This window comes from Agrobacterium sp. SOY23, assembly GCF_027212525.1.
GTDB classification, from domain to species: Bacteria; Pseudomonadota; Alphaproteobacteria; order Rhizobiales; family Rhizobiaceae; genus Agrobacterium; species Agrobacterium tumefaciens_I.
This window is the reverse complement of the sequence record NZ_JAPWDT010000003.1, coordinates 559,492-579,755: the sequence shown is the minus strand read 5'-3', so window position 1 is coordinate 579,755 and position 20,264 is coordinate 559,492. Positions and strand designations below refer to the sequence as shown.

Below are 20,264 nucleotides of genomic sequence, written 5' to 3'. Positions count from 1 at the left end.
GTATCGCGATCCAAACGCGAAGCATGTCGCCGGAACTGTGCAGAGTTAGGAATACGATTTGGCCGCACGCCGTGAAGACGAAAGTATACAGATGGAAAATCTCTTCGCGGATATCGATTTCATATCCGGAGAGGTGGATTCACTCCAACGTGGAAATTGGGCAAGCAAGGTATCGCTGGTGCGACTGCTCAAGAACCTGCTTTACTCACGCCTGCTGTACAGACTGGCGAAAATCGAACGGTTCAGTGGGCGTCGACGCGCACGATTTTTCAAGTCTGCAGAGAAACGTGATCCGATGTTGCTGGTGCAAAAGGTCGATCAATTCTGCATGAACTACTATCGGCGCATCAAAAAAAATGAGGTGCTGGCAAAACGTAACGCTGAGTTGGGCAACAATAACGGGCTAACGGTGACGGCTATTATTCCCAATTATAATCATGCGAGATACCTGTCACAACGCATTGAGAGTATCCTTAATCAGACTTATCCGCTTATTGACATCATAATTCTGGACGACTGTTCGACCGACAACAGTCGCGAGGTCATTGAGGCCTACGTTCACAAATACCCGGGACGCGTAAAGGCGATATTCGCGACAAAGAATTCAGGCAACGTATTTCGGCAGTGGCAGAACGGTCACTCGCAGGCCACGGGGGATATCGTGTGGATTTGCGAAAGCGATGACTTCTGCGAGCCAACCTTTGTAGAACGTGCAATTCGCGCATTCAGAGACCCTAGCGTGATGCTTTCGTTTGGAGGCGTTCAATACGCCAATACGGCAGGCGAATTTGTGGAGGGACTGGATGAATACCGCGAAGGATGCGAACCGGGTATATGGGGTCGCACAATCGTCCGGCCCGCGTCCGAATGGTTTTGCAACGGCTTTGGCGTTAAGAATGCCATACCCAATGTTGGGGGTTCACTATGGCGTCGTTTTCCTATTTCCAATGACGTTTGGAAAAAAGCCTCAGAATTCAAGATTATGGGCGATTGGTACCTGTATTCGGTTATTGCTGGAGGAGGTCAAATTGCCTACGAACCGGCCGCCGTGAGTTATTTTCGCATTCATTCAAACAATACATCCGGCAAAAAGGCTCAGAGTTCGGCGTCATATTATGACGAGTACTTTCGCATCATGAAAATCCTGAAATCAAAATGGCCTATACCAGAAGAAACGCTGAACCGATTCCTCTCTGAGGCGCATAAGAACTTTCGTCGATCACGCGTAGGCGGGGCAAAGTTCGAAACCCTTGTTAATGTCGATGAGTTGAGAGCGACTTCACGTGTCCAACCCCACGTGCTGATTGGACTGCTTGGCTTTACCTTTGGTGGCGGTGAAATTTTCCCTATTCACTTGGCAAACGCGCTTCACGAACTGGGAATAGACGTTTCGCTTTTACAGATTCAAACAACTGACGATCAACAGCGAGTAAAGCAATTACTAAGTCCTGCGATACCAATCTACAATGCGAACCATGTCAGAGAGGCAGGGGTGGTGAATTTTCTCGAGCGCGCAGGGGTGTCGCTTGTCCATTCCCATGTCGCCAATGTCGATAAGCTCTTTCTCGAGAACGGCGACTTACCATGCGCATATTTTTCCACCCTGCATGGTTCATATGAAGCCATGAAAATTTCTAAACCGAGGGTCAGTCGATGGAGTAAAAAGGTCGATCGTTTTGCCTATTTGGCCGAACGCAACCGTGTGCCCTTCGAGGGGTTAAACGTTCCGGAAAATAAGTTCCTCAAGGTAAGAAACGCTATTCCGGTGGATGAAAGGCCCTTTCCCAAAACGCGCACGGACTTAGGCATATCGCAAGACGCGGTCGTCTTTTCCCTAGCCGCACGGGGCGTTGAGGGCAAAGGGTGGACGGAGGCCGTCAGAGCTTATCTGAAACTACGTGAACGTCGTCCGGAATTCCCCATGGCTTTACTTATGGCGGGAGAAGGAACCAGCGTCGACGATGCTAAAATGATCGCGGCAGGTGATTCCACGATCCATTTTCTAGGCTTCATCGGCGAGGTCCATGGACTCTACCGCCTTAGCGATGTCGCCCTGCTCCCGAGCCGATATCCAGGAGAGTCGTTTCCCCTAAGCCTTATTCAGGCGTTTCAGGTCGGAGTTCCGTGCATTGCAACTGATGTCGGCGAAATCAGACGGATGACAACGATCGAATCAAGGCAAGCTGGCATTATCTTCAAACCTACCGATGAAACGGAGATGTTCATAAATGAGCTTTCGCAAAAATTGGAGGAGATTCTCGACGAAAACCTGAGAGAAGAGCTGCGCGAGACAGCAATCGCCTTGGGTAAAACTTTTGACATGAGCCAATTGGCGTTAGAATATCTTGGGGAATACCGTTCTTTGATCGAACAACACGGCTGACCTGACATTCTTTATTAATGACGAACAGTAGGTTTGCGCGAGGGCGACCGGAGACTTGCCTCAGTAATACCCCCTTTACGGGCGTCCGCAGCGGAATTCACATGGCAATTTTCACTTTCTTTACGGACGTTCTCGGCAATGCCATCTTGGGCCGTTCGCTGTTGGAGGTCCATAGCCACTGCGTGGCGAATTCCTCGTGAGCGTCCGGTGGAGAGTGAACTGCCCCCCATTTCGACCGGACACTCGGCATAAGCAGAAAGGCTCAAGCACAGGCTTGAGGACAGGCTTATGTCTAACGAGTATCGACACGTTGAATTGCTGACCGGTGATGTCCGCCATAGGCGGTGGACAACCGAACAGAAGCTGACGATCATCGAGCAGAGTTTCGAACCTAGCGAGACGGTATCGTCCACCGCTCGCCGCCATGGCGTTGCGCCCAATCTGCTTTACCGGTGGCGCAGGCTCTTGAGTGAGGGAGGTACTGCAGCCATGGATTCTGACGAGGATTGTTGGCAATTCGGAAGTGAAGAAGCTGGAGGACCGCCTCCGCGAGCTGGAGCGCATGCTCGGCCGCAAAACGATGGAGGTCGAGGTACTCCGCGAGGTCTGAATAGCCCCGAGATTTGTGGACGCCTTCTTTCCTAATTTTGAGGTAGGAGGCCTTCATGGGCAAAGCCGTCCCCCGACCCTGCGGGTGTCTTTTTTTCTATTGATAGATAGGTGGCCGGCCTATATGAGGGAGCAGCCGCACGCCCCCTGAAAGAGGCTGCGGTATTGAGGCCCGCAATTAATCCCGGCGGATGCGGGCCTCTTTCGTTTTATGGGTGCCGGGTTACGCTACCGGCCAGGCAGAACGAGACCGCTGCCCAGCCGATGAAAGCCGATGGCGGCTGAGAAGACTTAGCCGATTGAATTTGCTCAGCGCTTTGACCACTCAAAATTGATAGCTGATCTAAGCCTGTCCTTCACGAAAGGGAGCTCGTTATCGGCATTGCCACGACCAAAGAATGATTGAATTGCAGAAGTTATCACTCTTTTTTCGGTGAGCGCGCTCTCCCAAAAAGACGGATACCAATACTCATGAGTTATAGGTGTATAGTCGGAATAGTACCTTCCGCCCCAATACCTGCTTGAGAGGTATGTCGGGGAATGCCCTAACAGTTTGGCCTCATAAGCGGACCCAGAGGATATGGTGATAACGTTTAGATGTTCACTTTGGCTGAATAATTCATAAGACGAGATATCGGGGAAAATCTCAACTGTGGTTGGGAACGTCCCAAGCCAAAAATCGAATGATTTCTGGTTACTTTCTAATGGGTGTCTTTTGTAGAATATGGGCTTACCGGCGCGAACTAGCTTCTTTAGTTTTTCCGCAAATTCATCGATCCTCGTGAATTTTCCTTCCTCAATTAAGCTTCCGTCTTGACTGGTCTGGGCCATAAATACTGTGGAGTTTCGCGGCAACGTGTTCTCTCCCCCACGCCACCGCTTGCGACAGTCGTCTATCTCGCGACGCACAAAGTCGCTGCGCATCGTGAAGCGCCTCAGATTTCTAGCTATATACTTATCGTTGGTCTTCACTGCGAATATGAGGTCAGACGCAAAACGCAGGGGATGAACCCGAAAGTTTAAATATGTATGCCCAGCCTCGTCTATGGCTGAGAGCATCGAAGGCGGTGCCTCAAACAATACAAACATCGCAGGCCCCATGGCCTCCAAAAGTAGTATCCGTGCTGGCAGAGGGAGATGCGTATCGTAGTGCGCCGCCCACTTTTCATGAATGCTCGTGCTAGCTCCGACGCCGTCATAAAGAGCCTTGTGAAATCGGTTCGCTGGAAAATCGTCGTCGGTGGCGCCGAAGGTATCTACACTACAACCAAGGTCTTCAAAGATCGGTCTGAAAACCTTGGAGAACCACGTAATATTTGGGGCTTGGTGCATCTCCATGTTGTCGTTGACTCTCGTCAAATCGCCCGTGATAACGATCCTATCGCTTAACATTGCCCTACCAGTAATTTTATTTCCGCCCTCGCGCCTTACCAGATTGATTTAGGAATATCCTTAAAGATTCACCTAAAAAACTTACGGTTGACACTATCCCCAAATACGTTCGGCATCAGAGATGATGCTGTAGCAAGTGTAACGTCTCTAGTCAAATTGCTACGTTGCCGCGCGTGATCAAGGCCCACCAGCGCTTCCTCTCAGAGACGAGGAAACGCTTTTGACGATCCAGATAAACTGAAATTCACGCTAAGCGGCGCAGCAACCGTGCTTTGTATCTGTGGCGCACTTTCTCGAAGTTTCTATCGAAAAGCCACCACATGCCAACGCCGAAGGCAAAAATAAACACCATGCCGACGAGCATAGCAGCTACGCCAAAAACCCTGTCTACGAGGAAGAGCATAACGTAGTTATAGAGATAGATCGAATAAGACGCTGCCGCTACTAGGCTAATCGCCTTGCCGAGACCGAGCTCTCCAGAGCGGAAAGGGGATGTTGCCACGAGCGCAAAACCAAGCGCGCCACCAAGAAGAAGCCTTGCAAAAACGTTCGTGTCAAACGGCTTTACAAGCAGCATTACAGCGACCGAGCCCGCGATCAGCGGCCAGAAAAGCCACGTCAAATCTCTGCCGTTCTCGTCATGCCTCTCATAGATAAAGACGCCAAGCATAAAGAGAGGAAGGAACGTGACCACATTCCATCTCAGGGGGTACATAAGCCAATGCGACTCAGGCACAACCACCGTAACACCCAACGAAACTAGTGCACAGAACCCGAGTACCCAAAACCTCTGCCGCCACGTGAGGGACGCCAGAAGAGGAAATAGCAGGTAAAAATGCACCTCGACAGCCAAGCTCCACATCACACCTGAAACAGAGAAGAATGAGCTTGGGAACAACGTGTGAGTGAATGTTAGGTGGCTCAGAATATGAAACAGACCGACCGGCTTCTGGGCGTAACCGGTAGATACGATCACAGTGACCCAAAACACGATTGCGATCACGTATGCAGGCATCAATCGAAGCAGTCGTGACCGTAGAAATGAACGACTTCCGCTAGCAAAATTCCCGGCCTGGCGTTCCCACGTCAACGCCATCACATAGCCCGAGATGACGAAGAAAACGTCTACCCCGATGTACCCGTGCCTGAACACGCCGTAGAGATCAAAAGATCCAACTTGCGCATCCACGGGAAAGGCACGCGATAAATGATAGGCCGTCACGAGAAAAATCGCTATGACGCGGGCCAGATCGATGTGAAACAATCGGTTCATGGGGACTTTACTTACCGAACAGCAAGTTCACTGTCTATTAGATGCAGCTTGCGTTCCATCGACCTAGCACTATTTCGGAGCGCCGGCCGAATAGCAGGCGCTCTTTGTAGGGATTAATTTGAGAAGACGTATGTTGGTGACGTGACGTAATACAGATCGTCGTTGTGCGGCTCAGACCAGTCAGCAAAATGCAGAGAGTAATCAGACTTCAAGATGAAGCACCTCTGACACTTCGCAAAATATTTATCGGCTTCCGCCTTGGTTTCATCAAAGAACCGATCGAACAGCTCCATTGACATGGCTCGGGGCGGATGAGCCGCCAATGTTCTCGACGCACCTCTGAGAAACGCAGCTTCGGCTCCCTCGACGTCAACTTTCATGAAATCGAACGGGACATCTGGGCAGGCATCGTCCAATCTTTTCAATGGAACATCTTGCGATATCGGCGTGTCCCCAAAAATAGGCGCGAAAAGTTCGACGGTCCTTGGCTCGATTGTGCTTCCTTGATTGTGCGTTTGGGACACCCAAATTGGGATGGCCCCTTCTCCATCACCAAGCGCGCAGCCATAACCAGTAAACCGAGGGTCTTTTATGGCTTCTATTCTTGCGTACAGGGTTGGAACAGCCTCGAACGCGTGCACATGCGAGGCCCCGGCATCCAGCAGTTCTGCGATGGTTATTCCGATATTGCAACCGGCATCGAGGGCTACGTCCCCCCGCCTGACAAAACGTTGAAAAATGAAGCGATCGATATCGGCTTGTGGATGTGGCGAATTCAAGAAATGGCGAGCGAAGTAGCTTCGTTCATGCCTGTTCCTTAAATCTAATGGCACCGTTAAACCAGCAATTTCAATTGAGGCCCCCCGCGCATCGTGGCTAACCAGCTCAGCCAACCCAAACTGTTTTGAGGCTGGAGCAGGTTGAACTGCCACAGGCTCAGGCTTAGGCTGTTGTTGGCTAACCGCCGCTTTTTCGACTTTCTTACGCCAGAAACTCAACATGGATATCCAATCGTTCTAATATTCAAACCCTGAAGCGGGATTACATCCGCATCTTACCCCTACCGGACGCCGAAATAGCGCTCCGGCTCATCGATGGATGAATCGGGGATTATAATGAAATCTATCCCCATTCCGCGCTCAAGATGGCTTCGCCCCGACAGTTTATCAGGGCTGCGCTTGTGCTAGGACGGTCTGGAGTTCACTCTAACCAAAAACGATCCAGGGTTCAGATCGAGATCATCGCAAATCTCTAGCGGGCAATTCAAGGCCTATAACCGCCTTCCTGACTTTCTCCTTGAAATTCTGTACCGATAGATGTGCTTCAGCGAATTTTAATCCGTTTAACGATAGTCGCTCCCAAAGTTCCTTATCGTTATGAACACGACGAATCTGCTCAGCGAACTCGGCAGACGTACCTGCAAGGAGCATGTTCTCACCTGGCAGAAGCCCCATTCCTTCGGCTGCTATTGTGCTTATTACGCACGGAACGCCGTTACATAGGCTGGACGCAACTTTTCCTTTTGCACCGGCACCAATTCGAAGTGGCGCAACACTTAGTTTGAGCGAGTCGAACCATTCGTCAATTTCCGGCATGGTCCCGAGGTAGGCCACCTCACCTTTAACGTTTTCCAATAGCTCTGTTGGAAAATGTGAGCCTACTATTTCAAATTTTATCGTTGGATCGAGACGTTGAAGCTCTGGCCAAATTTCGCGCAGGAAATACACTACCGCGTCGATATTTGGTTGATGCTCGAAGCCACCAACAAAACCGACGCCAGAACGTCCCTCAAAGCCAGCCTTTGGCCACCTAATTTTCCGCGCTAACGGCAAAACGATCGTATTACTGCCAGGGACGGACGCTTGGACTATCTCTTCCTCAACGCTCGACACAAGAAATGTCGCGTCAGCGTTACCTATTATCAGCTCTTCTCTGTCTCTCGTCCCTTCAGCGCGAGCCATCGCGTCGCGATCGCCGGTAAGAATTGCGGAGCGAGATTCGCGCACATAGTGAAGATCAACCGTGTTAAATATTATCTTCGCATCTGGGCAATTATAACGTATTAACTCCAAGTATTGACCACCAGCGCCTACTCTGCTTAACACAAAAAGATCAATACGCTTCCCCTCATTTTCTATGAATGATTGAATGGATGAAGCGTCATCATCCGTAACGGGGTAAGCTCCTAACCCTCGCAGATTTTGTATGTAACGATCGGGCTGCGGTCGCGTTGATTGTTTGCACACTACAACATGGTATCCGCATTCAACGAAACTAGTGATGAGATTAACGGCGTCAATCGAGCCTGAGTCTCGATCCGGCTCTGGCCATCTATCATCGATTATGGCGACGATTGGCTTTCCGATTCCAGCAAACATTTTCCTTTCGGAAAAGCCGGCGGCGTGCTGCCGTGGTATACCAGTTCGACTGTTATCGTGAACTGATCCATCGCTAACTGCCTTACGCGTGCTCCACTTTGAGGACTTTCTCCGCCAATAGGAAACTGTGAATGGTCGCCTTAGTTCACGCACAATCTTGGATGCGAATGGAGTCGAGGGCTTTAACGATTCATTGCCAAGCGTCGAAATTGCGCGCTCAATCCGCGCTATTCGTGCTTCCCAGACAGCATCTAACCGAGCTGAGTTATCAACACCATGAGAACTCGACGGCGCGTGCTCTGGAGCTCTATTCCAACAAGCTAACTCCGCACTTACTTTTTCTAAGGTTTCCGCAACCTCTTTCTGCTGGCCGACTAGCTGCTCAACTTGAAGCACGGCTCCCGTCAAACTCTCTATTTCATGCTTTATTGACGCGATATTACGAGCAATTGCGGCAGGATTTCTTTCGTCGATCACTGCCGCCGGAAGATTGGTAGCTCTATCTACAGGCCTACCATTGCGTAATTGAAAAACTTTGTTTTCTGCTGACGCCACCAAATTTACGAAGAAACCGTCTTCGTTTGATCCGCTCGGCAAACTTTCAACCAATTTACCAGGGCCATCTGGGGTTAGCTCGAATATGCGATAGCCGATATCCCTTAATTTAGAAAGATATAGCTCCGGCTCGACGCCACTCACATCCCGGAGCCATCTCGGGAAAAACTCTGTTACTATCAATGGTTTGTCGCGCCGCAACAATTCGTTCGCGCCCGCCACCACGACCGCCTCAGCGCCCTCAACATCGATCTTTATAAGATCGACTTTCCGACCAACATTTATATCGTCTAATCGTTTCACAGGGACTTTATGAAGCAATTTTCCGGTCGAGGTGCTTTCATCTCTCACAAGATAGCTATGACCCGGATTTAGCTCCTCGGGGTTTACTGCGATTGACATCATCGCTTCAATTTGACCCAGCGCAATATTGTAAAGCTCACAGCGGGCCTGCAGCCCGTTTGCCGCAACGGAGTCCCTAAGACGTGCGAACAAATCTGGTCTCGGCTCGAAAGCAAGTACATGACCTGTGTTACCGACCCTGTGAGCGCCGAGGATTGTGAACCAACCAATATTTGCCCCAACATCGATAAAACAGTCTCCTGATGAAAGATGCTCGAGTACGAATTTCGTTTCATCAGGTTCCCAGTTATCGCGTAATGCCCCGGCCCCGACCCCCATGTCCATCAAATCCAACCATAAGCGTAATCCGTCGCGAATTTCTGCGCATACCCATCGCTCGGCCGTCACCGGAAGTTCACCCAGAACAGCTCTGCGCCGGAACTCTTCTGATGCGATTAGAGCTAAGCCAAGAGCATCTACCGTCGGAAAATTCCTCATGTGCTCTAGGTTTGCTTCGCTCTCCGGTTCTCGTCCGAGAAGCAATCGATAAGCCGTTATCACTTCGTTACGATCAAGCATGCTTTTTCCCATCCAGAAGCGCCCTTAGCGTAGGTTCGCGTCTCATCCATTCTGCGGTCTGCAATATAGCGTTACGCCACGATGTATTGGGCTGCCAGCCCAACTCCGACCTCGCTCGAGATATATCCAGTACATTCGATGGAACATCAGCCTTTTGTCCAGGCCGATAAACTTTCTTGGGCGACCTAATACCGAGAATATCAGCGACGGAGTCGACGACCGCGTCCACTGATTTCCCCTCACCTGAGCCAATATTGAACGACGTCAGCGCACCACGGTAATTTGCTGCACTAATAAATGCATCAGCAACGTCATCGACATAGATATAGTCACGCCTGACCAAACCGTTTCCCCAAATTTCAATAGGATCGTCGGCCAACAATTTGAAGATCGATGCCGCAACAAGTCCCTGGCGTCCAAACGGGTCCTGATTAGGACCAAATGGGTTCGCAATTCTTAAACTCACATGCTCGATTTTGGTTTGGACACCAAAAAGATAGAGGTATTTTTCAACAGCGAGCTTGTTGATGCCGTACGCACTTATAGGATTGGTCGCGTCGTCCTCCGAAATCGGTATTTGCGCGGAAACGCCGTATACGGTGCCGCCTGAAGAAGCAAAAATAACTCGCCGCACTCCTTCCGCGTTACACACATTCAACAGTTGCACTGTCGCAACAAGACTCGCCTCGATATCCCCGATTAGGGACGCATTAGAACGTTGAGGCGTACTGCCACCTGCCAAATGAAAAACAATTTGAGCGCCTTCGACGGCTCGCGCCAGAGCCGTCTGATCTTGAAAGTCTCCATAAATCCAAGGTAGACTCGTGTCAGGTAATCCGAAACGGCTTACTCGCCCAAATCCGCGCACTATTGCTCCCTCTTGCAATAAGGCCCGGATAATCGCGCGACCGATAAAACCGCCGCCGCCGATTACGACGCAATTGACACCCTCGAGGTTACTAGGCATCGACTAGGCCCGCGCGCGCGTGCAAGTGCGTTAACATGCCTTCGACCATCCTTTCAGCGGAAAATTCCTTCGCTCGTCGAGCTCCGTTTATCTTAACTTCATATATGTGGCTCGGCTGATCGACAAACTCTATTACGGATCTAGCCAAACTCCGGGCGTCTTTCGCTTTGAACAGCAATCCTGTGTCTCTATCTGAGACAATCTCTGTATTACCGCCTATGTCGGATGCGACGGTAGGGATGCCCGCGCCGAGCGCGTGAATTAGCGTTAGGGAAAATGGCTCATAAAGGGACGGAAAAAGATAAATGTCTTTGCTACGAAACAGCTCGTTCAGCTGGTCAGGGGCAACACGGCCGCGCAACGACACGCATTCAAATACCTCTAGATTCTTGGCGAGGCGCATAACTTCTTCAACATAGTTTTTGTCGCTACAGTCGCCGACCAATTCAAGGTTCCAACTGATGTCGGGACGCTCATCTTTAAGAATAGAAAGAGCCTCGACAGCGAGATGAGCACCTTTGATCTCAACCATACGACTTGCAAAAAGCAGGTCAACTTTTTTGGCTTCTCTGGGGCTCAGACTGGGTGCGAGCGAATTTTCCTCTAGAGATACGCCATTATGGACAACAACATCATTCGCAAAATGTATTCCGCTAGCGGAATAAAACCGCTTCATGAAGCGCGAGCCGAATACGGCAGATATATTAGGACTAATATTAAATAATGCTCGGCTTGGCGTGCTTAAGTAGGCGCTTTCGTCAACTGATCCATAGACGGATTCGCGAAAAAAGGTTCCGACATATTCGGGGTTAAGCATAGAAGCTAACCAGTTGTCGGTCAACATCATCACAACTGGAATACCCAAGTCACCAAGGAACTCTAAGACATCTGATTGTAGGCCAAAAAGGTTCCAACAAAAAATGACATCAGGCTTCCGAGCAGAGACGCAGTCTTTTAACGCATGAATGTTCTGATCGACTAGCGCCCGTCGGCGACTTTCGTCGCCGCCAAAATGGTCGTATATCGTTTTTCCAATCAACAGCCTGAGAGTTTGATCCACTTTTTGCCCAGGCCACGACGCAACCTTTCCTCCGTACGCGCTCGTAACAATAGAGACTTCATTACCCAATTCAACAAATCGAGAAGCAACCTGCCAACAAAGCTCCTCATACCCGCCAACCTGATTTGGAGGGTACAAGTTCGTAATAAATGTGACTTTCATTGGGCAGCCTTCGTAATTTGATCGAGAATTTTGCTTTCCACCATAAACTCGTCTGTTAATTGAAAAATGCCAGCGCGTTTGAATGCATCGAGCGCTATCTCAACCATGTCAGACAAACCATGAAGGGAAATAACATCTTTGATATCTGCGTACGCGCTGTCCTCGCTGCGAACCCGATACCTTTGACGCAAGTAGCTAGCGGCACAAAGTGCCCACTCCGCTCGTACTTTGGCATGATTCTCTGAAATCGTATTTGAGCTATGAAAGCGGTATTTGAGCAACGTTTTGTTAATGAAGCAAAACCGTATGCCCTGGGCTCTACACCTGAGGGCGAATTCTAAATCGTGGGCGTACCGCAAATCAGCAAAGAAGCCCACTTTTTCTAAGAGTGAGGCGCGCATGAGGAAGTTCGATGTCGTCATGAGGTAGTTGGCGTCTACAAGTGAGACCGCGATGTCGCGTCTCAAAATGAACTTCTCCAACGCTTTGTCAAACCACTCATTTTGAATATCATCTCCATCTCCGTTAAAAAAACCGATAGATGAAGAAGCCAAATCGGATCCCGCATCTAGATCTAACGCACGTACGAGAGCCACTAATCTACCGGGAACGAAACAATCGTCAGAGTTCAGAATCGCTACAAACTCACCGGTCGCCAAAGCCAAACCCCGGTTTATTGTCGCGTGGGCTCCACAATTCTCCTGCTTGGAGAATTTAATTCTAGAATCGCGAGACGATAGCCCATCCATTATGGACGCAGATCTGTCGGTCGATCCATCGTCGATAACGATTAGCTCTTTAAGCAACTCGCCCTGAACGAGTACGCTCTCTACGGCTTGAGCTATATATTTCTCGTGATTATAGAGGGGTATAATCACAGAAACTCTTCCCACACCTACAGATTCTCTCAATTATCCACTCCAAGTCGCAATGTTGGGTTGATAAGCGGAGGGTCGTTGATAGTCAATTCCCTCGTGCCATAGATGGCAATTCAAACTACTCCGAATTCCAAAGGAACGCTGATTTTTTGAAGCATCAACCTGCTCTGAGCCCCAAGTTTGGAGCGCCGGGAATTGGAGTTTTCCGGCTGTTACCACGATGACGGGCTGGTTGCGCCACCAGGATTATGCATCGCAATCGGGACCTTATACCCGATTGCCGAATGAGGGCGATCCTCATTGTAGTATCGACGCCAAGTCTCCAACTTTTCGCGCGAATCCGCAAGGGTCAGGAACCAATGCGCGTTCAGGCACTCTGCCCGAAGCTTGCTGTTGAAGGCCTCGATGAAGCCGTTATCGGTCGGTTTTCCGGGCCGAGAGAAGTCCAGAGTGACGTTGTTGGCGTAGGCCCAAAGGTCGAGGTCGCGAGAGATGAACTCGCTGCCATAACACCTTCGGAAGTTTGCGCTGATGCGGCTTTGACCAGTTGCGTAGCCCCATCAGGCGAAGCAGGTAGTCATAGCCGGGCCTCAGGTCTCACAGTGGTTTTGCGAAACCACACTGTAAAGGAGACCGGCTATGACCGTTTATGACACTACCGCATCCGCTCCCGTCCTGGCAGCTATCGATGTTTCCAAAGAGCGCCATGAAGTTCTGATCGAAGCGCCGCGCAAAAACCGCCGCCGCGGGTAAGCGTTCTCAATAATCTCGATGAATTTAATCGCCTCATCGGCTTACTCCGCAACTATCAACGTCCTGTTCGCGTTGCCTTTGAGGCAACGGGAAACTATCACCGCGCATTGGCATACCAGCTCGGCTCCGCCGGCTTCGACGTCAAACTGATCTCGTCGATCGCGCTGGCCCGAACCAGAGAGGCATTGTATAATTCCTGGGATAAAAATGATCCCAAGGATGCCCAGGTTATCCTCCACATGATGACCATTGGCGCCGAACAATTTTACCATGACCCATTGATGCGCGGCACCAATGACATTCAGGAACTGTCGAAGACCCACGATATGGTCTCCAGGTCGAAGACCGAACTGTGGCATCGGATCCTGACACATTACCTGCCATTGTATTTTCCTGAAGCGGATCGCTTTCATCGCAGTTCACGCAGCGACTGGTTCTTCCCCTTCCTCGAACTGTTTCCGTCTCCGCACTTCATCGCGGCCATGAGCAAGGAGGCTTTCATCGAAGCTGCCTGGGATGTCGTGGGACGTAAGGTTGGCAAAGAGCGTTTGCTGGCAGATATTTACGCCACGTCCGCCCGTTCAATCGGCCTTCCGGTTGCACCTGACTCCGACGCAATCGGCATGTTCCGTATGGTTTTGGCCCAGGGCAGAAGCCTGATCGCCCACCGTAATCAAATCGAGGCGCGTGCGGTCGCCATGCTGAAGGACAATCCTGATTACCAACTCTTATGCACAATCCCCGGTATCGGCCCGATCAATGCTTTGACGATTTTGGCAGAGGCCGGAGACCTGCGCCGTTTTCAACACCATCGCCAGTTCCTGAAGTTTTGCGGCACGGATCTTTCGACAATCCAGTCAGGAATGTTTCGAGGCCAGACGAAGTTGTCCAAGTACGGCAATGCTCGCCTGAGGCGGACCTTATGGATGGCAACTCAAGTCGCGATTTTGCAGCGCGCCAACAGCTTCCGCGACAAATTCGAGCGATACATCACCAAGGACCGCCACAATCCCCATTTGCGTCGCAAGGCGTCAACAGCAATCGCCGCCAAGATAGCTCGCACCGTGCATGCGGTTGTCAAAAGTGGTGAACCCTATCGCCCCTTCTTTGAAGGGACGATCCACAGCGGAAGGACCCTTCTCTGACAGGGCCGTGGAGGCGCTGAGTGGCTCAGCGACCTCGTAGATAATGTTCAGGCCTTCCGCTCGACGGCAAAAGGATCTCGTCTTAAGGACGGTGAGAGCCGCGATTATGCGTACTCTGTGTTTGTTATGGGAGAGACCGTTCGTTGACGATCGGCCGGGCCTACATCATAATCCAAACGCATAGGGAGACCGATGCGATAACGACCTGCTGCCAAAACGGCGCTTTATTCCGAATATAGGATGTTGTCGACCCTGATCGTTTTGGGATAGCCCGTGCCCTTGCAGATACGCTCCAGCGTCTGAACCACATCCTCACCGCGATAGGTGAACCGTGCGTCGGTGGCGGGGCAGTAGCGCGAGTGCGTGTCGACCACAGTCAGGATGCGTAGCTTCTTGCCGGCCGCGAGCTGGTCGTGAACAAAGTCCATCGCCCAGACATCGTTCGGCCCGACCGCCTCCTGGCGATCGTCTCTGAGCTTTGCCTTCACCCGACGCTTGGGATGCCTGTTGCGCAGCTGAAGGCCTAACTCGCTGTAAATCCTGCGCGTCTTCTTCATATTGATCTTCCATCCATCGCGGCGCAAGTGGACATGGACACGTCGGTAGCCATAGCGCACGCGTGTCTCGCAAATCTCCTTGATGCGTCTCTCGAGTGGGGCCTGTTCGGTGCGACGGGACTTGTAGTGGTAGGTCGACGTGTCGAACTTCAGCGCCTGGCAGGCCCGTCGGATCGATATGCCCCAATCCACCAACATCCCGTCGATCAGCTTGCGCCTCCGGACAGGCCTCAGAGCTTTCGGCGGATGACGTCCTGCAACATCTCGCGGTCCAGTGTCAGATCCGCGACGATCTTCTTGAGCCTGGAATTCTCATCTTCCAGAGCCTTTAATCGGCGCATCTCGTCGGGCAGTAGACCCGCATACTTCTTGCGCCAATTAAAATAGGTCGCCTGGCTAATTCCAGCTTTCCGGCAAATCTCAGCCACCGGCACGCCATCATCACCCTGCTTGAGAATGAACGCCTTCTGCGCGTCCGAAAAATTCGATGCTTTCATTGCTTCCGCTCCTGTTCCCAGCCGGGAATCTAGCGCGAAAAACTCCAATCAAAAACGATCCAGTTTTTGGGGATCAGAGCAAGGAACCAATGTTGGTTCAGGCATTCTGCCCGGAAGCGGCCGTTGAACGCCTCGATGAATGCATTATCGGTCGGTTTGCTAGGGCGTGAGAAGTCAAGTGTGACGGCTTTTGGTTAAGCAGTTTCGCATTAGCCACCCTGGAAGATTCAATGTGATTTGACGTGCGTGCCCTGACATCTTCTAAGAAAGGTCAGCTCGTCATCTCGCTTCGGTTGTCAGTAACGATGGTCTTTGGGGTTGTCGCGCGACGCGATGATGGTATCGAACCCTGCGGCAAGTCGCGGCTTCATTGTTTCACGGGAATTCGCGTCCGCACACTCGACATTGACACGCAAGCGCGACATGACTATTTGCTTCCATGATAAGCTCCCTGCAGCGCACCATAATGGAGCGATGACAAATTGTTGACCTATCACGTCTGCCTTAAAAGCGTTGAATGAGCGGCAAAGATATTAGGCAGAGTTATGTCAGATGGGCGACACTAAGAAGTTTCAGCAAATAAGCGAACAACAACACAATGCGATTTGTTACGACTTCTCTGATTTGTGCAGATGTAACCTGAGCATCGAATTCTTAAGGACGACCCAGTGATTGGATCTTTTTTGTCGCCAGACGACAAAAAGTTGCTTGTGCGACTTTTCAAAGAAAACTTCAAAAAGCACGTCGGATGGTATTCTTTCGCCATTTTGGCGATGCTGGTGGTAGCCGCAACGACCTCGCTCAGCGCTTGGATAATGCGTGATATTGTAAATAGCGTGTATCTAAAGCAAGGATTTGACGTTGTTCTGGAGATAGCATTCGCGGTCGCAGCTATATTCATTGTCAAAGGCATCGCGACATTCGTTCAAAGTTTTTACCTTAGCAAAGCAGGCAACAGCATCGTTGCCGAGCAACAACGTAAGATTTACGATCGATTACTTCTTCAAGGGGTTTCTTTTTTTCAAAATTTACCGTCATCCGAGCTATTGGTGCGCGTTACTTATAACGCGCAAGCGGCTCGAAGCGTTATCGATACGATCGTTACATCGTTCGTCCGTGATCTATTCTCCCTTATCGGGCTCGTTATCGTGATGTTCGCACAAAATTTTCTTCTAAGTGCGATTTCTATGATTATTGGCCCGATCGCTATATTCAGCGTTCGGATCCTCTTGCGTCGCGTTCGGAAAATTATGGAAGCCGAACTTGCTTCTCTCGGTGAGATCGTAAACGTCGTTCAAGAAACGAGCATCGGTGTACGTGTCATCAAGGCTTTCTCCCTAGAGAGATTGATGCGTCAACGCATGAACAAAGCAGTGTCCGATGTGGAGCAACGTTCCAATGGAATCGCAAAACTCGAGGCAGCGACAAGCCCTATCATGGAGACTTTGTCAGGCCTCGCTATTGCCGTTGTCATTGCTGTTTCCGGATATACGGTGCTTGAAAAAGGCGGATCGCCAGGGGATCTAATGGCCTTCATCACAGCACTTCTGCTCGCTTATGAACCCGCGAAACGCCTTGCACGGATGCGCGTACAAATTGAAGGAGGCATGATCGGCGTGCGTATGATGTTCGAAGTGCTGGATGCCCCTCTTACGTTGACCGAGAAGAAAGACGCAGTCGCCCTTCCGAAGGCAAGCGGCGATGTCGAACTCAAAAACGTCAGCTTCGAATATGTTTCGGGCCAACCGGTACTGAAGGATGTGAGTGTTCTTTTCGAAGGCGGTAAGATGACGGCGCTGGTCGGCCCCTCCGGCAGCGGCAAATCAACCATCATCAACCTCATGATGCGTCTTTACGATCCGCAAAACGGCTACGTCGAAATCAACGGTATGGACCTGCGCGATGTCTCCTTCGCGAGCCTGCGGGAACATGTCTCCTATGTCGGGCAGGAAACTTTCCTGTTCTCTGGGACGATCAAGCACAATATCGCCGTTGGTCGTGACGGCGCCACTGAGGAAGAGATCATTGCCGCAGCTAAGGCTGCAAATGCGCATGATTTCATCATGAAGATGCAGGACGGATATGACACAAAGCTGGGCGAAAACGGTTCTGGACTGTCGGGCGGCCAGCGCCAGCGTGTGGCGATTGCGCGGGCAATGCTTCGGGACGCGGATATCTTGATCCTAGATGAAGCGACGAGTGCGCTGGATTCCGAATCCGAGTCTCTCGTGCGCGATGCACTGGAGCGATTGACGCTGAACAAGACTTCAATAGTCATCGCCCATCGCCTCTCCACCATCAATCGCGCCGACAAGATCGTCGTTATGGACAATGGCGAAGTGGTCGAGCAGGGAAGCCGCCGTGAATTGCTGGCGAATGATGGTCTCTACAAGCGGCTTCACAGCATCCAGTTCGACGCGGATGTCGCGTGATCACCAAACCCAAGTGACAACGCGACGCCACTAGCGGCGTCGGTGGATCGCTTGATTGCGGCACAGTGACGGGTGATTATCTGGTTGCTCGGTGGTCCAGTATTAATTAGCCGTCGCCAGCACGGCCTCGGCCTCATAGATGGCGCAGACGATGTGATAAAACGTGCTTGCCGGTGCCGGCTCGTCGAGCATCGGCCTGTCGGCCGGCCATTTGTCGAACCACAGACCCTTGACCGGCGTGTCGAGGAAAGGCTGCAGCGCGCCGATGGCCCTAAGGCCGGAGGTGAGGTAACGCTGTCGCTCCTCGCCATTCGTGACGCTCGCCAGCCGCACCGCCGCCTTCAGCCATTCCGTCTGCGGCCACAGCCGCGCCTGCCCGTCATGCACCGAAAAATCGTCAAAGAGGCTCATCACCGCCACCTTGCGGCGCGGGCAGATGCCATGCCCTTCGCCGATTTCGAACAGTCTCTTGGCCTTTTCAATCGCCTCGCCATTACCGCGCAGGCTGCCCCAGCGCACCAGAAGCCAGGCCCATTCGAACTGGTGGCCCGGCTCCATGATGCGGCCCTTCTCGCCCTCGTAGGGTTTCCAGTCATGGCCGAAGAATTCGCGCAGGCCACCATTGCCGCCATCGATGAAGCGGGTGAGCGCCAGGTCGGCGATCTCGTCGGCCAGCGCCGACCACGGACCATCCGGATCCTGTTCTTCCCATGCCAGCATCGCCTCGAAAAGATGCATGTGCGGATTAGAACAGAGCGGTGCGCGCGGCGGGTTTTCCTCCTCGAAGCCTGCAATGGGGTGTCTGTAGTCGCGCTCGAGAATGGCGAGGATATCAAGTGCCCTGACACGCATCTCGTCCCGGCGTTCAGGAAGGCTCGCGGCCGCCTGTGCTGCGGCGAACAGCGCGAAAGCCTGATTGTAGAGATCGAAGGAGGGATCGATCAGCCGGCCCGTCTGGTCGGCAAGGTTGCCGTAAAGGCCGTTATCGAGGCGGTAGACCTTCTCGAACCAAGTTAAGCCATGCAGGAGTGCGTCTTTCCACGGCCCCTGCCAGCCATGCTGGCCGGCGGCGGCGAAACAATAGGCCTGGCGCGGCTGCACGCGGGCGCGGCGATCGTCGGAAAAGACCGGTTTCGCATCCTGGCCGAGGCGCTCGTAAAATCCGCCATCCGGGCGGGCCGCTCCCGCCTCCCACCACAAAGGCAGGGCGTCCTTGTCCAGCCATTTACGTAATGCTCCGATCTCTCCAGCAAGTGTCTGCGCGATATTCGGAAATTGCACGGTCATGCGGTACTCTCTGTTTGGGTCTTTCCGTGGCACCCATACGACAAGAAACACTGAAAACAAAGGTTCAAACCGTCATTTTGGAGCGGCATCGCTATCCCTCTGTGGAAACGCGGTCATCTGCGCGAACTGCTGGCGAACAGCTACAGATCGTGCCACCATTAGCGACGTAGACAGCAGGGACATATCTGAGAATGACGTCAATCGAAAAACTAGCACGGCGCTTCGCGGAAACAGCTCATGAAGACGCGAAAATTCCTCTTGCAATGCTTGAGGCGGAGAGCCTTATTCCCGGCACCCTTTCAGAGGCTATGGCGGTCCAGCGGGCTTTTGCCGGATCTTGGGGAAAACCGGTTGCCGGATGGAAGCTGGCAATCCGCCCGGATGGCGAGGCCGTCGCGGCACCTATGCTCGATTGCTGCCGTGTCGATGATGCCAATATCGCTTCTTTTCCCCTTGAGGGCACCGAAGGCATCGAGGTCGAGATCTGCTTTACGCTCTCCGCCGATATCCCTGCCTCGGCCGAAGCTCCGCTGAGCAGAGCCGACCTGATGCGCTATATCGACAAGGTGTATCTGGGTGTCGAACTTCTCCGCTACAGATTGGTGGAGAAAAACCAGGTGCCGTTTCCGCTGTTTCTCGCAGACCGCCTTGCCAACCATGGCTTCGTCATCGGCCCGCAGGTCGACAAAAGCATAGTGGAGGTTTTTGCCGGCAACGGCGAGGCCCTGCCGCAGCTCATCGTCACCGAGGGATCACTGGAACTCTTTAATGCCACGGTAAAACACCCGAATGTCGATCCGCTGGCGCCGCTGTTGGCCTTTGCCAATGCGGCACTCAACACGGGCGACATGCTGAAAGCCGGCAACGTGGTGACAACCGGCAGCCTCTGCGGTGCGATACCGGGCACACTTTCTGGCAAGACGCACATAAGGCTGGAATCGGTTGGCGCTCTCACCCTGTCGGGCCCCAAAGAATAGATTTCCTGCCACCGGGTTGCACAATCCCATTTCCCGGA

General features: G+C 51.9%; 11 protein-coding genes and 6 pseudogenes. 6 read left to right on the top strand and 11 right to left on the bottom strand.

The genetic code is table 11. The features are described 5' to 3' along the window. Nucleotides 1–58: 58 nt before the first annotated feature. Both O3S81_RS11485 and O3S81_RS11480 read left to right on the top strand, forming a co-directional pair. Nucleotides 59–2,383: a glycosyltransferase gene (locus O3S81_RS11485; RefSeq protein WP_269343230.1), complete on the top strand. Its 2,325-nt coding sequence runs from the start codon at nucleotides 59–61 to the stop codon at nucleotides 2,381–2,383. Between the two features lie 288 nt (nucleotides 2,384–2,671). Then, a pseudogene (locus tag O3S81_RS11480) lies at nucleotides 2,672–2,987 on the top strand (transposase); the annotation flags it as partial. Nucleotides 2,988–3,301: 314 nt separating this feature from the next. Here the strand turns inward: O3S81_RS11480 and O3S81_RS11475 are convergent. From O3S81_RS11475 to O3S81_RS11465, 3 genes are all read right to left on the bottom strand, one after another. After that, nucleotides 3,302–4,384 (bottom strand): hypothetical protein, encoded by a 1,083-nt coding sequence (locus O3S81_RS11475; RefSeq protein ID WP_269343229.1) that lies wholly within the window; start codon nucleotides 4,382–4,384, stop codon nucleotides 3,302–3,304. Nucleotides 4,385–4,628: 244 nt separating this feature from the next. Beyond that, nucleotides 4,629–5,657: an acyltransferase family protein gene (locus tag O3S81_RS11470; RefSeq protein ID WP_269343228.1), complete on the bottom strand. Its 1,029-nt coding sequence runs from the start codon at nucleotides 5,655–5,657 to the stop codon at nucleotides 4,629–4,631. Nucleotides 5,658–5,770: 113 nt separating this feature from the next. Then, nucleotides 5,771–6,658, bottom strand: coding sequence for an FkbM family methyltransferase (locus O3S81_RS11465; RefSeq protein ID WP_269343227.1), 888 nt, complete (start codon nucleotides 6,656–6,658; stop codon nucleotides 5,771–5,773). 20 nt (nucleotides 6,659–6,678) lie between these two features. Here O3S81_RS11465 and O3S81_RS11460 point away from each other — a divergent pair. Next, nucleotides 6,679–6,831 (top strand): annotated as a pseudogene (locus O3S81_RS11460) (IS3-like element IS426 family transposase); the annotation flags it as partial. A 64-nt stretch (nucleotides 6,832–6,895) separates the two neighbouring features. Here the strand turns inward: O3S81_RS11460 and O3S81_RS11455 are convergent. From O3S81_RS11455 to O3S81_RS11435, 5 genes and pseudogenes are all read right to left on the bottom strand, one after another. Beyond that, a complete protein-coding gene (locus O3S81_RS11455; RefSeq protein ID WP_269343226.1) occupies nucleotides 6,896–9,511 on the bottom strand; it encodes an FkbM family methyltransferase in 2,616 nt (871 codons plus the stop codon). Beyond that, nucleotides 9,504–10,478: an NAD-dependent epimerase/dehydratase family protein gene (locus O3S81_RS11450; RefSeq protein WP_269343225.1), complete on the bottom strand. Its 975-nt coding sequence runs from the start codon at nucleotides 10,476–10,478 to the stop codon at nucleotides 9,504–9,506. Before O3S81_RS11450 ends, O3S81_RS11455 begins: the two co-directional genes overlap by 8 nt. Continuing rightward, nucleotides 10,471–11,700 (bottom strand): glycosyltransferase family 4 protein, encoded by a 1,230-nt coding sequence (locus tag O3S81_RS11445; RefSeq protein WP_269343223.1) that lies wholly within the window; start codon nucleotides 11,698–11,700, stop codon nucleotides 10,471–10,473. Before O3S81_RS11445 ends, O3S81_RS11450 begins: the two co-directional genes overlap by 8 nt. After that, entirely contained in the window at nucleotides 11,697–12,611 is a 915-nt protein-coding gene (locus O3S81_RS11440) for a glycosyltransferase family 2 protein (RefSeq protein WP_269343221.1), read from the bottom strand. Before O3S81_RS11440 ends, O3S81_RS11445 begins: the two co-directional genes overlap by 4 nt. 179 nt (nucleotides 12,612–12,790) lie before the next feature. Further along, a pseudogene (locus O3S81_RS11435) lies at nucleotides 12,791–13,084 on the bottom strand (integrase core domain-containing protein); the annotation flags it as partial. A gap of 133 nt (nucleotides 13,085–13,217) precedes the next feature. Here O3S81_RS11435 and O3S81_RS11430 point away from each other — a divergent pair. Beyond that, nucleotides 13,218–14,476 (top strand): annotated as a pseudogene (locus tag O3S81_RS11430) (IS110 family transposase). Between the two features lie 245 nt (nucleotides 14,477–14,721). Here O3S81_RS11430 and O3S81_RS11425 read toward each other — a convergent pair. Then, nucleotides 14,722–15,530 (bottom strand): annotated as a pseudogene (locus O3S81_RS11425) (IS3 family transposase); the annotation flags it as partial. A gap of 74 nt (nucleotides 15,531–15,604) precedes the next feature. After that, nucleotides 15,605–15,715 (bottom strand): annotated as a pseudogene (locus O3S81_RS11420) (integrase core domain-containing protein); the annotation flags it as partial. A 483-nt stretch (nucleotides 15,716–16,198) separates the two neighbouring features. On the opposite strand from O3S81_RS11420, the gene O3S81_RS11415 reads away from it, so the two are divergent. Continuing rightward, the gene (locus O3S81_RS11415) at nucleotides 16,199–17,962 is read left to right on the top strand and encodes an ABC transporter ATP-binding protein (RefSeq protein WP_269343220.1); all 1,764 of its coding nucleotides are present in this window, start codon (nucleotides 16,199–16,201) and stop codon (nucleotides 17,960–17,962) included. A 102-nt stretch (nucleotides 17,963–18,064) separates the two neighbouring features. On the opposite strand, the gene O3S81_RS11410 is transcribed toward O3S81_RS11415, so the two are convergent. Further along, on the bottom strand, nucleotides 18,065–19,249 hold the full coding sequence (locus O3S81_RS11410) for an AGE family epimerase/isomerase (protein ID WP_269343218.1): 1,185 nt from the start codon (nucleotides 19,247–19,249) through the stop codon (nucleotides 18,065–18,067). Between the two features lie 191 nt (nucleotides 19,250–19,440). Here O3S81_RS11410 and O3S81_RS11405 point away from each other — a divergent pair, with 191 nt between their 5' ends. Then, complete coding sequence (locus O3S81_RS11405; protein ID WP_269343216.1) at nucleotides 19,441–20,226, top strand: 2-keto-4-pentenoate hydratase; 786 nt, start codon at nucleotides 19,441–19,443, stop codon at nucleotides 20,224–20,226. Nucleotides 20,227–20,264: the final 38 nt, after the last annotated feature.